The organism is Aeromonas sp. QDB03 (genome assembly GCF_027707985.1).
Classification (GTDB): Bacteria; Pseudomonadota; Gammaproteobacteria; order Enterobacterales; family Aeromonadaceae; genus Aeromonas; species Aeromonas hydrophila.
The window spans coordinates 22,728-38,237 of sequence record NZ_JAPCJG010000013.1 but is presented as its reverse complement, the minus strand read 5'-3'; the positions used below and the strand labels follow the sequence as shown (position 1 = coordinate 38,237).

The window sequence follows — 15,510 nt, the reverse complement described above, 5'->3', positions numbered from 1 at the left end:
ACGAACGCGAAATTGTTCGTCATTTCATCGCTCGGCGAAACAGGGTAGCGAATTATCCCAAGATAGGCTCAGGGCGCAAGTGTTTCGCGCAACAAATCCCCCGCCACTGACCAATTCCGCCACCGCGATTGACAAATGCCACCCCCTTCACAGAATCTGCCAGGCGCCGGGTGCATGCTGACCTGCGCAAATAAAACCATACACAACAAAGGATTGCAGTATGAAACACACCGCATTGGCGTTTGCCATCACAGCCCTGCTGGCCGGGTGCAACACCTCCAGCAACGATTCACAGGCCCCCTCCGCCGCCGAGCAGGCCTATGAATACCTGGTGCAGCTGAGTTCCACCGCCGAGGGGATCGGCGCCAGACCCACCGGCAGCGAGGCCGAGACCCGCGCCGCCGCCTGGATCCAGGACCACCTGGCCGGCTGGGGCTACGAGGTGCAGAACCAGCCCTTCACCTACACCAAGAGCGGGGCCAGCAAGACCTCCCAGAACCTGGTCGCCGAGCTCAAGGGCAGCAGCGACAAGGTGATCCTGATCGGTGCCCACTATGACAGCACCGGCGACAAGAAGGGCTCCGAGGGGGCCACCGACAACGGTGCCGGCGTCGCCGCCCTGCTGGCGGTGGCCGAAGCGCTCAAGGGGCAGACCCTGCCCTACACGGTGCGCTTCGCCTTCTTCGGCGCCGAGGAGAACGGCCTCAACGGCTCCAAAGCCTATGCCACCAGCCTCGACAGCGCCGCCGTCGCCAAGCTGCTGGCCATGGTGAACTACGACACCATCGCCGGGGGCGACATCGTCTACGTCCACTCGGCCCACTCCGACGTGGCCGAGTACAACTGCGCCGATCCGAGCCGCTACAGCTTCGATCCCAAGGTGCGGGATCGCCTGCTGGCCATCTCCAAGCAGACCGCCACTCCGTTTGCCATCCACCCCAGCTACAGCGGCTACCCGGAAGGGGAGACCGGCAGCTGGTCCGATCATGCGCCGTTCGCCTGCCTCGGGGTGCCCATCGCCTACGTGGAGGCCACCAACTTCACCATCAACGGGGCGGATGGCTACGACGGCTACTCCCAGACCACCAATCCGGCGCTGTGGGACTGCTACGACGATGCAACCAAGAGCGCCTGCGATCGGGACAGCGAAACCCAGTGGGGCAAGATCTGGCATACCCAGTATGACCGCCTCGACAAGATGGCCGAACTGTTCCCGGGCCGGGTGCAGCAGCAGCTCGGTGCCAACACCGAGCTGATGATCCGCTTCCTCAAGGAGCCGGGACTGTAACGGGTCACGCCGGGGCTTTTGCGCTCCATGACCGTCCCCGACCGATAAAATTCGGGCAGGTGCCAAACCTGCCCTTTTTTATCGATTTTTGTTACAGCCATTGCCTCATTTTTTAAATCTGATACAAACGGATAACTTGGCGGTCGAATGGAGCGACCGCTCACCATGCCAGAGAGAATCCTATGCAGCCGTTTTTTGCCCAGCGCTTCGAGAAGGTAGAGCCTTCCTTCATCCGCGAGATCCTCAAGGTCGCCGCCAATCCGGAGATCATCTCCTTCGCCGGCGGCCTGCCCAATCCGCACCTGTTCCCGGTCAAGGCCATCGACCAGGCCTGCCAGGACGTGCTGCGCGAGCAGGGCGCCGCAGCCCTGCAGTATGCCGCCACCGAGGGCTTCGCCCCGCTGCGCCAGTACATCGCCGACCGCTATCTGGCCCGCCACGGCATGCAGGTCAATCCGGACAACATCCTCATCACCAGCGGCTCCCAGCAGGCGCTGGATCTGCTGGGCAAGGTGCTGATCGACGAGGGGCAGGATCTCATCATCGAGGAGCCGGGCTATCTCGGTGCCATCCAGGCCTTCTCCGTCTATCAACCGGCCTTCAAGCCCATCACCCTGGGTGAAGAGGGGCTGGATCTGGCGGCGCTGGATGCGCTGCTGGCGAGCGGCTCCAACGCCAAGCTGCTGTACGGCGTGCCCAACTTCCAGAACCCGAGCGGCGTCTCCTACAGCCGCGCCAACCGCGAGGCGCTTGCCGAGCGGCTGGTCAGCCACGAGCTGTTGATGGTGGAAGACGACCCCTATGGCGAGCTGCGCTTCGAGGGCGAACACCTGCCCCCCATCGCCAAGCTGGCGCCGAACAATACCGTGCTGCTCGGCTCCTTCTCCAAGACCGTCGTCCCGGCCTTCCGCCTCGGCTGGATGCTGGTGCCGGACTGGCTGCGCAAGAAGGTCACCATCGCCAAGCAGGCCACCGACCTGCACAGCAACGCCTTCAGCCAGCAGGTGCTGCACCGCTTCCTGATCGACAACTCGCTGGATGCCCATCTGGAAAAGATCAAGGAGGTCTATGGCCGCCAGCGTGCCGCCATGGAGGCCGCCCTGGCCCGTCACTGCCCGCCCGGCGTCAGCTATACCCGGCCCGAGGGTGGCATGTTCCTCTGGCTGACCCTGCCTGCCAGTGTCAGTGCCATGGCGCTGTTTGACGAGGCGATCAAGGAGAAGGTGGCCTTCGTACCGGGCGCCCCCTTCTACGTGCGCCCCGAGATCCAGAACACCCTGCGCCTGAGCTTCTCCTGCGTGGATGAAGCCACCATCGAGGAGGGGGTCAAGCGTCTGTGCCGCGCCCTCGCCCGCATGCTCTGACCAGCCTCGGGGCGAAAAAAACCAGCGACCTTGGTCGCTGGTTTTTTTATGCGAGCAATTTGGCTCAGCCCTGCGCCAGCAGGCCGGCAAACTCCTTCATCGGCATCGGCCTGCCATACAGATAGCCCTGCAGGAAGTTCACCTGGCGCGCCCGTAGATAGGCGGCCTGCACCTCGTTCTCCACCCCTTCGGCAACCAGCAGCAGACCGAGCCGGGTCGCCAGATCGATGACGTTCTCGACGATGTGGCTGGAGAGGGCATCGGAGCCGATCATGCCGACGAAGCTCTGATCGATCTTGAGAAAATCCACCTGGAACTGCTGCAGATAGGTGAGGCTGGAGTGGCCGGTACCGAAGTCGTCGATGGCGATGAAGACCCCCAGCTGATGCAGCTCCGCAAACAAGCGGTCGGTCGTCTCGTCCGCCACGATCAGTTCCCGCTCGGTCAGCTCCAGCACCAGCTTGATGGGATTCTCCCGAAACGCGTTGATGAAATCGCGGCAATCCTCCAGCAGGCTCATGTCCTTGCAGTGGCTGGCGCTGATGTTGAAGCCGAAGTGGAACCCTCTTGGCAGGCTGTGCACTCGGCCTGCGAACTGTTCGCGCACCTGCTCCATCAGCAGCCGGGTCATGGGCACGATGAGGCCGCTGTCTTCGGCCAGCGGAATGAAGCGGTCCGGCGAGATGAGGCCCTGGCGCGGGTGCTGCCAGCGCATCAGCACCTCGCAGCCGCTCCAGTGGGCGTCATCACCGGTCACCACCGGTTGCAGATAGGGGATGAATTCCCGCTGATCCAGCGCCCGCTTCAGCTCCTGGGAGGGTGAGGTCGAGCGACCGGCCAGCCAGTAAACCAGACAGCCCGCCAGCAGACCCAGCAATGGGTAGATGATGAGACTGGCCCGAGAGTAGTTCCAGATATGGCTGCCGTACTCGTCGTGAGAAAGATCAGTGATCACCCGAAACGGATACTTGCCGGAGGTCTGCTCCAGCGACCCCAGCGCCACGGGCGGCACCTCGTCGTGGATCTGGCCGTCGGCCAGCATGCTCTGCGCCCCGATCACCAGGGTCAGCGGCGAGTTGCGGCTGAGCATGTCGAGGATGTTGTGCAGGTAGTAGCCATCGATGCCGACCAGCACGCTGTACTCCCCTACCGGTTGGCGATAGACCACCAGTGGCCGATCCGGCGTCACCGGATTGCCCCGCATCAGATCCAGCTGACCATTGGCATAATCGGCCAGCTTGAAGGGGCCCTGATAGGGGCCGTAGAGCGAGGAGCAGTAGACCACTTCCCCTTTGGCCAGGTTGACGGTACGCACGTCCGGCACGGTCGCCACCTGATCCCGCAGCCCCTGCACCACCTCCTCGCAGGGGCGCCCCACGCTGCCCTGCACCATGGCTGCCGCCTGATGGGCGTGATCCAGGGTGCGCTCCAGCATCTCCCTGGCATGGAGCAGGCGCTCTTCGGCATCCTGCTTCATGCCGGCAAAGGTCTGCCAGGAGACGATCAATACCCCGAGCAGCAAGGGGAGCAGGCCGGCCAGCAACGCCGCCCCCAGCCTGGTATAAAACTGGCGCAACCTCAAACGACGAAACGGCATACCCACCCTCGCGGCAACGGTGAAAAAGCGGACGAGTCTACTCCTATCCCCTTCTCTGACAAGCCTTTCTAACAACTCTGACGGCAGAGCGGGGCGCTCTGACCAACACTATATCGCGTCTGCAGCGGGGCGACAGCGGCAGTCGCGGGCATCCCTTCACATGCCCGCACTGCTCGCTGCACGCCCCCTGGCGCGATGCGCCAGATGCCTGCTGTGACGATTATAATCTTTGCAAAAACAGCTGCTTGTTCATCTGGTGCCAGCCCACTAGAGTAGAGCCAACAGCGTCAGGGAGTCTGCATATGAAAATATTGATCACGGGAGGGACAGGCTTCATCGGTCGCCGTCTGGTGGCCCATCTCAAGGTGGCCCACGAGGTGCTGGTGCTGACCCGCCAGGGTAGCCGCGCCTATGATCTGCTCGGCCACGACGTCAAGCTGCTCGACAGCCTGGATCGGCTCGACAACCTCAACGACGTGGACGCGGTCATCAACCTGGCGGGGGAGCCCATCGCCAACGGCCGCTGGAGCGAGCGGCGCAAGCAGCTGCTGTGTGACAGCCGCTGGCTGCTGACCGAACAGCTGGTCGATCTGGTCAAGCTCTCCGATACGCCGCCCAGGGTGCTGATCAACGCCTCCGCCATCGGCTGGTATGGCCGTCAGGGCGATGAGCCGCTGGACGAGCAGTGCCAGACCCCTCACGACGAATTCACCCATCAGCTCTGCCAGCAGTGGGAAACCCTGGCCCGCGAGGCCCGCAGCAAGCATACCCGGGTCTGCATCGTGCGCATCGGGCTGGTGCTCGGCACCGACGGCGGCGCCCTGCCCAAGATGCTGCCGCCCTATCGTGTCGGCCTCGGTGGCCCCATGGGCACAGGGCACCAGATCATGAGCTGGATCCACATCCAGGATCTGGTGCGCGCCATCCTGTTCCTGCTGGAGCACGACGAGTGCGACGGCCTGTTCAACGGCACGGCACCCCAGCCGGTCAGCAACCGTGAGTTCAGCCAGACCCTGGCAGGCACCCTGCACCGGCCGCACCTCTTCTTCGTGCCGGCCCCGCTGCTGCAGTTGCTGATGGGCGAAGCGGCCGATCTGCTGCTCACCGGCCAGAAGGTGCTGCCGACCCGTCTGCAGCAGGCCGGCTTCCACTTCACCTACCCGGCGCTGCCCCAGGCCCTTGCCAATCTGCTGAGCACTGCCCGCTGACCGGGCTCTTCAGCCAACCGGATAACAATCAGCCCGGCCAATGGCCGGGCTGATTGTTATGGCGCCTTGCGGCATCCGCACAGGATGCGGTGATCAGAGCAGGCCCTGCCCCAAGCCACGCAGCCGATCGCTCAGGGTGCCCGCCAGCAGTTGGCGCTGCATGCCCTGCCCCGCCAGCGTCACCAGCACGGCCCCCAGCAGCGGCAGACCAGCCCAGATGGCCCAGTGGAACTGCCACTGCCCCTCGAACCACCACCACTGCAGGCCGAGGGAGCAGAGTTCGACCACCATGGCGGCACACAGCCCCGCCAGCAGGCCGCTGGCAACCAGCTCCCAGCGCAGCATCTTCCTGAGCAGCTCGCTGCCGGCCCCCAGGGTGCGCATCAGCAGCAGTTCCCGGCGTCGATGGGCCATGCTGGCCTGGGTCTGGGTCAGCAGCACCAGCAGCGCCGCCACCGTCACCAGTCCCAGCATCAGCCCCAGCGCCCGGCTCACCTGATCCGACACCGCCGTCAGCCGCACGATCAAGTCGTCCACATCGATCAGGCTCACCGTGGGGTGCCGGCGGATCAGTTCCACTTCCGCCACCCGTCCCTGCTCCGGCAGACGATAGCTGCCGAGCCAGGTCTGGGAGAAAGACGCCAGCACGTCCGGCGAGAAGATCATGTAGAAGTTGGGCCGCATGTTGTCCCACTTGATGGCCCGCAGACTGGTCACCTGCGCCTTGAAGCTGCGCCCCTCGATGGTGAAGCCCAGGGTGTCGCCGAGGGCGATGTCGAGCCGTTTGGCCAGATCCTTGTCTACCGATACCTGGCCGGGGCCATCCAGCCAGCGTCCTGCGGTCAGGGTATTGTCCGGCGGCAGGGTGGCGGTGGTGGTGAAGTTGAGCTCGCGATTGACCCCTTCGCGGCCATCTTCATCCGTGTCGCGCACCGCCTCGCTGGCTATGCTGACCAGCCGGCCACGCACCATGGGGTAGAAGTCCGAGGTCACGGCCCCCGCCTGGCGCAGATCGGCCAGGATCCCCTCCCGCTCCCCGTCTGCCACGTTGACCAGGAAGCGGTTGGGGGCATCCGCCGGCAACCGGGCCGAGAACTCGCCGAGCAGGTCGACCCGCGCCGCCCACAGCAGACCGAACAGCATGAGTGCCAGCGCAAAGCCCGCCAGCTGGAACAGGCCGCTGCCCCGCTCGCGGGAGAGATGGCTGATGGCCAGCCGCAGCGCGTGGGGCCCCTGCACCCGGCGCCCCAGCCGCAGCAGCAAGGAGGCGATCAGCGCCAGCAACCCCATCAACAGGCCCATGCCGCCGATCAGCCCCAGCGCCAGGGTCGCATCGGCGGTGAAGCCCCACACCAGCCCAAACAGCCCGAGCAGCGCCACCGGCAACGCCAGCCAGGGCGGGATCCCCGCCTCCAGCTCGCGCCGCAATACCCGCAGCGGCGGCACCTTGAGCAGACGCAGGAAGGGCACGAAGGCCAGCAACAGGGTGATGAAGAAGGCCACCGCCAACCCCAACGCAAAGGGTCGCCACGACGGTGGCGGTAGATCAGCGGGCAGCAGGTTGCCCAGCAGATGCAGGGTCAGCCACTGCATGGCGCTGCCCGCCACCAGACCGAGCAGGGCGCCGACCAGCGTCAGCGACAGCAGCAGGGTGCCCATCAACTGCCAGAGCGAGCGCCGCGACGCGCCGAGCGTCTTGAGCAGCGCCACCATGTTGGTCTGGCGCTCGGCAAAGTGACGCACCGCGATGCCCATGGCCAGCGCCCCCAGCAGCACTCCCGCCAGGGAGGCGAGCCGGAAGAAGCGCTCGGCATTGGCCAGCGAGCGGCCCACCTGGGAGCCCTGGTCGTCCGGCTTGATCAGCTTCTGTCCCGCCTTGAGTCTGGGTTTGAGCCAGCGTTCATAGTCGGCCACCTGCTCGCGGGTGCCCTTGAACAGGTAGCGCCACTGCTGGCGGCTGCCCGGCAGCAGGGCACCGGTCGCCTCCACATCGGCGCTGTGGATCAGCGCCCGCGGCGCCAGCAGGAAAGGGCTGAAGCCCTGATCCGGCTCCTGACCCAGAACCCCAGCCACCTTGAGCACCGTATTGCCCACTTCCAGCGCATCCCCCGGCTTGGCCGCCAGCAGTTGCATCACCCGGGCGGAGAGCCAGATCTCGCCGGGCGCCGGCGCCCGCTGGGGGCTCAGCTCCAGCTTGCCGTAGAAGGGGAAATCCTCGGGCACGGCGCGAATGGAGGCCAGTTGCAGGGCATCGCCATGAAACAGCATGCTGTTGAAGCTGACCGTGGTCTGCACCGCCAGGCCCGTTTTTGCCGCCTGTTCGAGCCAGGCGGCCGGCGCCGGCGTAGCCGAGCGCAGTGCCCGGTCGGCACCGATAAAGTCGCGGCCGGAGGCTTTGAGCCCGGCATCCAGCCGATCCGCCACCAGGGCCACGCTCAGCACGCAGGCCACGCTCAGCGCCAGCGCCAGCACGAACCAGCGCAGCTCGCCGTTGAATCCTTCCCGGCGCAATAATTTGAATCCCAGTCGCCACTGACTCATGACAGCTCCCTGACTCTTGCTGCAGAGGCGGCTTCGGATGCTGACGCAGCCGCCGCCAGCCGTCCTGCCGCCATCACCAGCTGTCGCTGGCAACGCTGAGCCAGCTCGTGATCATGGGTCACCACCACGAGCGTGGTGCCATGCTCGCGGTTGAGCTCGAACAATAGCTCAATCACCCGCTCCCCGGTCTTGCTGTCGAGGTTGCCGGTGGGCTCATCGGCCAACAGCAGGCTGGGCCGGGTCATGAAGGCCCGGGCGATGGCGACCCGCTGCTGTTCACCGCCGGAGAGGCGCGGTGGCAGATGGTGCAACCGCTCGCCGAGGCCGACCGCCGCCAGCAGCTCGCGAGCCCGCGGCTCGCAGCGGGTCTCGCCACGCAGCTCGGCAGGCAGCATGACGTTTTCCTGCGCGCTCAGGGTGGGCAGCAGCAGGAAGGACTGGAACACAAAGCCCACCTGCTCGGCCCGCAGCCGGGCACGCCCCTCCTCGTCCAGCTGCAGCAGCGACTGGCCCAGGATCTCGATATCCCCCTGGTTCGGCAGATCCAGCCCGGCCAGCAGCCCCAGCAGGGTGGATTTTCCGGAGCCGGAGGCACCGACCAGCGCCACCGTTTCGCCGCTCTTGACTTGCAGGTCGATCCCTTCAAGGATGGTGAGGCTTTCCTGGCCCAGGCGCACTGTCTTGCCCAGGCCCTTGACGTTGATAATGGGAGTTGAATTCATGACGCGTTTCCTGTTTGCCTTGTGCTGCCTGGTGTCATCGGTGCAGGCCCAGACCCTGCTGGTACTGGGCGACAGCCTGAGTGCGGGTTATCAGATGCCGGCGGAGCAGAGCTGGCCTGCGCTGCTCAATCAGAAATGGCAGCAGCAGGGGGGTAAACATCAGCTTATCAATGCCAGCATCAGTGGTGAAACTACGCAAGGGGCGCTGGCCAGATTGCCGGCCCTGCTCAAGGAACATCAACCGGACTGGGTGCTGATCGAGCTGGGTGGCAACGACGGGCTGCGCGGGTTCGCGCCGGCCATCACCCGGGACAATCTCACCAAGATGGTGGCGCTGACCAAGGCGCAACAGGTAAAAACCGTGCTGACCCAGATCCAGCTGCCCCGCAACTACGGCGCGCGCTACCTGCGCCAGTTCGAGCAGATCTTCCCGGAACTGGCCAGCGCCAATCAGCTGCCGCTGATGCCCTTCTTCATGGATGATATTGCGCTGCGCCCTGAACTCATGATGAACGATGGCATCCACCCCACCGCCGCCGCCCAGCCGCAGATCCGCGACCGGGTGGCCAGCTTCATCGAGCCGCTGCTGACCCAGTGATCCCGGTGTCATGACCTTGCCTATCTTCCGGGTTCCAACCCCAATAAACATCCCGCCAAGGCGGGATTTTTATTGCTCCGGTTTCAGCGCTCCAGGATCTGGCGCAGCCGCTCCTGGGCCACCCCGACCAGCAGGTCTGGCTGAAACTTGGAGATGAAGCGATCACAGCCCACCTTCTTGACCATGGCCTCGTTGAAGTTGCCGCTCAGCGAGGTGTTGAGGGTGATGAAGAGATCGGACATGCGGGCATCGCTGCGAATTTCGTGGGTCAACCGGTAGCCGTCCATCTCCGGCATCTCGGCATCGGTGATCATCAGCAGGATCTCGTCGGTCACCTTCTTGCCCGCATCGCACCACCCCTTGAGCAAGTTAAGCGCCTGCAGGCCATCCTGGCACTCGATCACCTCCAGCCCCAGCTGGCCCAGGGTTTCGCGCACCAGATTGCGGGCCGTGCTGGAGTCGTCGACGATGAGTACCTTGCGGCCGTGCATTTCCGGCAGGATCTCCCGATCCAGCACCTCTTCCGAGATGCGGATGTCATAGGTGATGATCTCGGCCAGCACCTTCTCCACGTCGATGATCTCGACGATCTGATCGACGCCGTCCTCGGGAATGCGGGTGATGGCGGTCAGGTAGTTCGCCCGCCCGGCGGAACGCGGCGGCGGCAGTATGTCCTTCCAGGTCATGTTGACGATGTTGGCCACCTGCCCCACCAGAAAGCCCTGAATGGTGCGGTTGTATTCGGTAATGATGAGGTTGGACTCGGCATCGATGGGCATGGGGCGCATGCCGATGGCGCTGCGCAGGTTGATCACCGGGATCGAGGTGCCACGGATGTTGGCCACCCCGCTGATGTTGTGGTGCGCTCCCGGCATCTTGTTGAGATGGGGCAGCTTGACCACTTCCCGCACCTTGAACACGTTGATAGCAAACAACTGTTGGGATCCCAAACGGAACATCAACAGCTCCAGGCGGTTCTCCCCTACCAGCTGGGTACGTTGGTCCACTGAATCCAATATGCTCGCCATATAAAGCCCTTACGTCCGTTGCCCGAGTCTCGCCATAGTATAGAAGGGTCAGAATCCCAACACGACCCGTATTCTTATCCTATGTCGGCCAGATGATGCAGGAACTTGATAAAAAAAAGCGAGACCCGGCTCGCGGCCGGGCTCTCTTCAAGCTTGTCAGTAACCATTCGCTCACAATCCTCTGTCGACGGTGATACGGCCCTGATTATCCGATGAAAATCAGCGCCCCCTTCAATCCCATGACATAAAAAAAGCGGCAGATGAATCTGCCGCTTGTTGCCTGGGATCGACCGGATTACTTGTCGATATCCAGCATGTTGTTGTTCAGCATGTAGTCGATCACCTGGGACGAGGTGGCCGACGCGCTGCCGGTGAGACTGTCGAACGTGTGGTTCATCAGCACTATCTCCTGGGTCACGGGGGCGGCGCTGCTCTCCTTGACCTGCAGGTGAACCCCTTCGCTGTCCTGGAAAACCGAGAGCAGGCTCTTCAGATCGTTCTGGTTGCGAGAACCATCGTGATCCAGCAGGTCGCTCAGATCCAGCTTGTCACCTTCCGCCTTGGAGAAGTCGACCACGTAATCCTTGGCCACGCTGCCCACAGCGGTATCGCCCTGCAGCCAGGTGAAGGTATCGGCGCCGCCATCCCCCTTGAGGATATCATTGCCAAGCCCACCGACCAGGATGTCATTGCCCAGACCGCCGCTCAGGGTATCGTCACCGCTACCGCCGTACAGGGTGTCGTTGCCGCTGCCGCCGTACAGAGTATCGTTGCCGCTCTCGCCGTACAGGGTGTCGTTGCCGGCACCACCGAACAGGATGTCGTTTCCGGCCCCGCCGAACAGGAAGTCATCGCCACCCTGACCGAACAGGATGTCGTTGCCATCGCCGCCGATCAGCACGTCCGCCTTGTCGTTGTTGGAGGACTGATCGAACTCGCTGGCGTGGTCCGTGATGTAGTCATGGACCTGGGCATCGGTCACCGAGCCTGCGCTCAGCTTGCCGGCCACATACTGCTTGATGGCCGCGTAACCTTCACCGTTGATGCCGGCGAAGTGGATGGCATCACCGAACAGGATGTCGTCACCGGCACCGCCGTCGATCCGGTCTCTGCCCGGCAGGTTGTTCACCGAGGTACCCAGAATGGCGTTGGCCAGGTCACTGGCGTTGACACCGGTCATGATCACGCCGTCAGAGTCGTAGGACTTGAGATCGTTGTAGGAGATGTTGGTCCCCAAGCCAATCGCCTCTACCGTAACACCCATACCGGTCAATAAGCCGAAACCAGCGACTGAATTGGCAATTGTTAAACTACTAGAATTCTGGCCGTCTCCCCCTAAAGACCAATAAACATAACCACCCTTGCCATCTGGCCGCATCGCACCGATGGTACTTTGTGAACCCGAGGTGCTGTAGGAATAAACCTTGCCCTGTTCATCAATAACGGTGTATCCATTTGAGGTGTACACTTTGCCAGCAACATACCCCCCCTGAAGAATCTGATTAAGATAGACATCATTCTTGTCATTTCTGTAATCATCAACTATCGGGTTTCCTCCCTGACTATCCAGATAGTAGGTCGGCTTACCATCGGTAATGAAGTAGGTCAGGTTCTTGGCATTGGTATTACCCTGTACGGTCGAGCTGTTGAACCAGTTGGCCGTGGTTTTGAACACATCCTCGTAGTTGGTGCCACCACCGCTGTTGGTGCTGCCATCCATGCTGTCGAGAATGGCTTGCAGCTGGCTCAGGGCGTTGCTGTCCTTCAGGTTCACGCTGACCGACTTGTTGGCCAGGGTGTCGAAGTCCACCAGGAAGATGTTGACCTTCCCGGCCCCATCGGTGCCGGCGCTCGCCTTGAGGCTGGAGAACACCTGTGCCAGCTGGCTCTTGATGGTGTTCATGGCGCTGCTGCCGATACTGCCCGAGCTGTCGACCATGAAGGCGATGTTGTAGTTCTGGCCCGGCAGTACCACGCTACCATCCAGGTCCCCGACCACGATATTGTGCTCGTTGCCATAGGTGCGGTTCTGATCGCCCGGCTCCCCTTCGGTGGAAAGGAAGTAGCTCATGCGGATCGAATCCTGATCCGATGCACTGCTGGTCTGATCGGTCGCCACTTCCTTGGCAATGGCTTCTACCTTGAGGTCGAACTGGCCGGCACTGCTGCCCGGTACCCGCAGGGTCAGACCGGTCAGTTTGACGTCCAGCGCGCTCTGGTTCCACAGACCGGTCAGCGTCAGCTTGCCATCGGCCCCCACGGTGCCGAGCACGGTGGAGCCCTGATACAGAGTCGACCCCGTCGGCATACCGGTCAGCACCAGGCTGTCGAACTGCTCGCTGCCATCCCGGTCGGTCAGGGAAGCGCTGATCTCGAGCGGGTAATCCACCACGCTCGGCTGTACCGCCGTCAGGGTGCCGTCGGTCTGGTTGAACTGGTAGATACCGTCATCAAACTGCACCAGCTCGATGTCGTAGAGCGACTTGCTGATGGTGACGCCGTTCTCCTTCATCAGGAAGTTGAAACCGCCGTCACTTCTGCGCTCGATGACATAGTTGGCACGCGAGCCCATCAGCACGGCCAGGTCGGTCCCGGCGCCACCATACAGGGAGTCGCCACCCAGTCCCGCCACCAGGATGTCATTGCCGGTGCCACCGTCGAGGGTATCGCCGGAGACCGAGTTGCCGCCGACCAGTACATCATTGCCGGCACCGCCGACAAAATGATCGCCGCCGCCCTTGACGCTAACGATATAGTCATTGCCGTTGCCACCCACCACTTGATCCGGACTAGTAGTGCTGTCGGTCAGACTATTGGTGATGCCAAAGTTGCCCTTGTTGAAGCTGCCGCTCTGGAACGCCCCGGTGGAGATGCCGGACGACGGGTACTGGGTATAAAGCGGGACGCCGTTGCCCGTCAGGCTGATGTCGACCACCGGCTTGTCCGCGACCGCCGTGATATCGATCACCAGCTTGCCGCTGTTGCTCAGGTTGGCGCCGTCGCTGATCTGGTAACCAAAGCTGGCGTAATCGCCCTGCAGGTTGCCGGTCACGACGCCATTGCCGTTGCTGGCATTGGTGCTCGACTCGTTGAGGCCCGACACGAAGCGCAGGTGGCCGCTGTCGATATCGGCGTAGGAGACAAGATCCCCCACCTTCACCGCAACCCACTGGCCTGCAGCATTGAGGTACTCGAGCTTGCCACTGAGAGGCAGAGTGCCGATCTTCACACTGAGATCGCTCGTAACCTGATCATCGCTGGCACCAAACTGGGCCCACTTCAGCACCAGCGGCGTGTCTTCCTTGCCGGTACTGTAGCCACCCGTGGTCACCGGCGCACGATCGTTGTCGATGATGGTTCCGATGCCGTTCTGACCGCCCACGGTCACCGTCAGGGTTTCATTCGCTTCGACCAGACGATCGTCCACCGTCGGGATGGTCACGGTAAAGCCCGACACCCCGGCCGGCACGGTGATCTTGCCGGTGGCGCTGTTGTAGGCCACCCCGTTGCTGAACTGGGCTGTACCCCAGTCAAGGCTGGAAGCCGGGTTGGTACCGCTGCCCTTGATGCCGAAGTCATACTGGGTCGCTTCCTGGGTCGCATCAGAGAGCGTCACCGTGTGCAGCAGGTTGCCGCCTTCGGCCGCACTCTCGCTGGAGACCGACTGTACGATAGGCGTAAACAGCGGCTTGGTTGCGAAAGAGCCCAGGCTGTAGTCGCCGTCGCCATCCACCACCTTGATCTGGAAGTCGATGTCGCCATCTCCCAGCGGCTTGGACATGTTCTGATACTGGAAGAACTCCCACTTGCCGGTGGCCGGAGTAAATTCCAGACGGAACACCAGGGTGCCATCGCTGGCCTTACCGACCAGAGTATTGGCCGATTCCATCGTGGTGGTGATCAGCTTGCCGGTCGCCGTGCTCAGCCCGGTCTCGGTAGAACCGACCAGTTGCATGTAGCCCTTGCCATCGGCACCCCACTGCGGGGTGACCGTGCCGGAACCGTAGGCGATGGCCGGCGCCGTGGTGGCACCGAGGAACTCGATGCTCTTCACGGTGAAGTCGCTGTTGTCGGCGTAGAGGCCGTTACCATTGTTGGTGGCCTTGATGACCATGGTATCGAAGCCGCCCTGCTGCACCTGGAAGTTGCCGGCATAGTCGCCACCCGCCGCGTTGGAGCTGAAAGTCTGGGTACCGATCAGCACGCCGCCGCGGTAGAACTCGACCACGCCGCTCTCCAGCTCGCCACCGAACATCTGGCTGAACTTGATGTTGGCGCCATAGGCCACCTTGCCCGCATCCAGCTTGACGATCAGCTGCTCGGAAGCAGAAGTACCGTTTGCAAAGTGGCGGAAGTCCACCTCGTTGGCGAGGTTGTGGTTCGGTGAGCCGACGCTGGAAACCCCCAGACCAGAGCTGGAACCATTGACATTGGCGGTGATCAGGGCCGAGTTGGTCGACGAAGTAAAGCCCAGCGCCGTGATGCTGAAGCCGCTCACATTCAGGGTCGTCTGGTTGCTGCCACTGTACTTGGTCAGATCAAACAGGCCGGTCAGGGTATCCGGGATGTTGGTCTTGATGACGGAGACGGCCGCCATGTCACCGGCCACCGGCGAGTCATCCTCGACCGAGATGGGCAGACTGCCGGTGGTGGTGGTCTTGCCATCCGAGACGGTCACACCGATCTGGAAGTTGAGTACGTCTTCACTGCCCTTGACCGGATGATCAAGCGGGGCCTTGAGCGTCACGTCATAACTCCAGTCGCCCTTGCTGCCACCGGCAGGTGCGGTCAGTTTCACATCCATGACCGCTTTGTAGTCGGCGCCGCCCGGTGTACCGGTATAACCGGTCAACACCTTGGTGGCGGCATTCCAGCTCCACTGCACCGCGGCACCGCCAGCCGTCAGGCCAGCCGGCCCGTTCAGGCTGATGGTAAGCGTATCCTGGCTGTCGACATCGCCGACCGTGATCTTGCCGCTGGCGGCCACGCTGTTGGTGGTATCGCTGCTGCCTGCAGTATCGGTAATGCCGCCGGCCAGCCCCTCTTCGGAGACCACGGCCCCCTTGTCGATACTCAGGGTTGGTGCGTCGTTGCTGCCGGTGATGGTCACGGTCACGCTCGACTTGGTGCCGTCCACGCTGGTGACGCCGAAGCTCTCGCTCAC

General features: G+C 63.0%; 9 protein-coding genes (1 of these 9 cut by a window edge). 4 read left to right on the top strand and 5 right to left on the bottom strand.

What is annotated here, in order from left to right; translation table 11 throughout:
- Positions 1-220: 220 nt before the first annotated feature.
- Both PG900_RS20680 and PG900_RS20675 read left to right on the top strand, forming a co-directional pair.
- Positions 221-1,288, top strand: a complete 1,068-nt coding sequence (locus PG900_RS20680) for a M28 family metallopeptidase (RefSeq protein WP_242797649.1) — start codon at positions 221-223, stop codon at positions 1,286-1,288.
- Between the two features lie 182 nt (positions 1,289-1,470).
- Positions 1,471-2,652, top strand: coding sequence for an aminotransferase-like domain-containing protein (locus PG900_RS20675; RefSeq protein ID WP_024945865.1), 1,182 nt, complete (start codon positions 1,471-1,473; stop codon positions 2,650-2,652).
- A 64-nt stretch (positions 2,653-2,716) separates the two neighbouring features.
- On the opposite strand, the gene PG900_RS20670 is transcribed toward PG900_RS20675, so the two are convergent.
- Positions 2,717-4,249 (bottom strand): EAL domain-containing protein, encoded by a 1,533-nt coding sequence (locus PG900_RS20670; RefSeq protein ID WP_242797647.1) that lies wholly within the window; start codon positions 4,247-4,249, stop codon positions 2,717-2,719.
- Positions 4,250-4,551: 302 nt separating this feature from the next.
- Here PG900_RS20670 and PG900_RS20665 point away from each other — a divergent pair, with 302 nt between their 5' ends.
- Complete coding sequence (locus tag PG900_RS20665) at positions 4,552-5,457, top strand: TIGR01777 family oxidoreductase (RefSeq protein WP_011707235.1); 906 nt, start codon at positions 4,552-4,554, stop codon at positions 5,455-5,457.
- A 93-nt stretch (positions 5,458-5,550) separates the two neighbouring features.
- On the opposite strand, the gene PG900_RS20660 is transcribed toward PG900_RS20665, so the two are convergent.
- Together PG900_RS20660 and PG900_RS20655 are read right to left on the bottom strand one after the other, a co-directional pair.
- On the bottom strand, positions 5,551-7,998 hold the full coding sequence (locus PG900_RS20660; RefSeq protein WP_215783460.1) for an ABC transporter permease: 2,448 nt from the start codon (positions 7,996-7,998) through the stop codon (positions 5,551-5,553).
- On the bottom strand, positions 7,995-8,720 hold the full coding sequence (locus PG900_RS20655) for an ABC transporter ATP-binding protein (protein ID WP_270832141.1): 726 nt from the start codon (positions 8,718-8,720) through the stop codon (positions 7,995-7,997). The genes PG900_RS20660 and PG900_RS20655 overlap by 4 nt, the downstream gene beginning before the upstream one ends.
- On the opposite strand from PG900_RS20655, the gene PG900_RS20650 reads away from it, so the two are divergent.
- On the top strand, positions 8,719-9,318 hold the full coding sequence (locus PG900_RS20650; RefSeq protein ID WP_029304382.1) for an arylesterase: 600 nt from the start codon (positions 8,719-8,721) through the stop codon (positions 9,316-9,318). The two genes, PG900_RS20655 and PG900_RS20650, sit on opposite strands and share 2 nt — an antisense overlap.
- A gap of 83 nt (positions 9,319-9,401) precedes the next feature.
- Here the strand turns inward: PG900_RS20650 and PG900_RS20645 are convergent, their stop codons facing one another.
- Positions 9,402-10,346: a chemotaxis protein CheV gene (locus PG900_RS20645; RefSeq protein ID WP_017410908.1), complete on the bottom strand. Its 945-nt coding sequence runs from the start codon at positions 10,344-10,346 to the stop codon at positions 9,402-9,404.
- 295 nt (positions 10,347-10,641) lie between these two features.
- A protein-coding gene (locus tag PG900_RS20640; protein WP_270832140.1) for a retention module-containing protein crosses the window boundary here: on the bottom strand, positions 10,642-15,510 show its 3' portion. The gene runs 2,064 nt beyond the window's last position; 4,869 of the gene's 6,933 nt are visible here — the last part of the coding sequence; the start codon falls outside the window, past its right edge; the stop codon is at positions 10,642-10,644.

Coding starts and splice junctions, on each gene's coding strand:
- PG900_RS20680 (WP_242797649.1), top strand. CDS start 221: ATGAAACACACCGCATTGGCGTTTGCCATCACAGCCCTGCTGGCCGGG.
- PG900_RS20675 (WP_024945865.1), top strand. CDS start 1,471: ATGCAGCCGTTTTTTGCCCAGCGCTTCGAGAAGGTAGAGCCTTCCTTC.
- PG900_RS20670 (WP_242797647.1), bottom strand. CDS start 4,249: ATGCCGTTTCGTCGTTTGAGGTTGCGCCAGTTTTATACCAGGCTGGGG.
- PG900_RS20665 (WP_011707235.1), top strand. CDS start 4,552: ATGAAAATATTGATCACGGGAGGGACAGGCTTCATCGGTCGCCGTCTG.
- PG900_RS20660 (WP_215783460.1), bottom strand. CDS start 7,998: ATGAGTCAGTGGCGACTGGGATTCAAATTATTGCGCCGGGAAGGATTC.
- PG900_RS20650 (WP_029304382.1), top strand. CDS start 8,719: ATGACGCGTTTCCTGTTTGCCTTGTGCTGCCTGGTGTCATCGGTGCAG.
- PG900_RS20655 (WP_270832141.1), bottom strand. CDS start 8,720: ATGAATTCAACTCCCATTATCAACGTCAAGGGCCTGGGCAAGACAGTG.
- PG900_RS20645 (WP_017410908.1), bottom strand. CDS start 10,346: ATGGCGAGCATATTGGATTCAGTGGACCAACGTACCCAGCTGGTAGGG.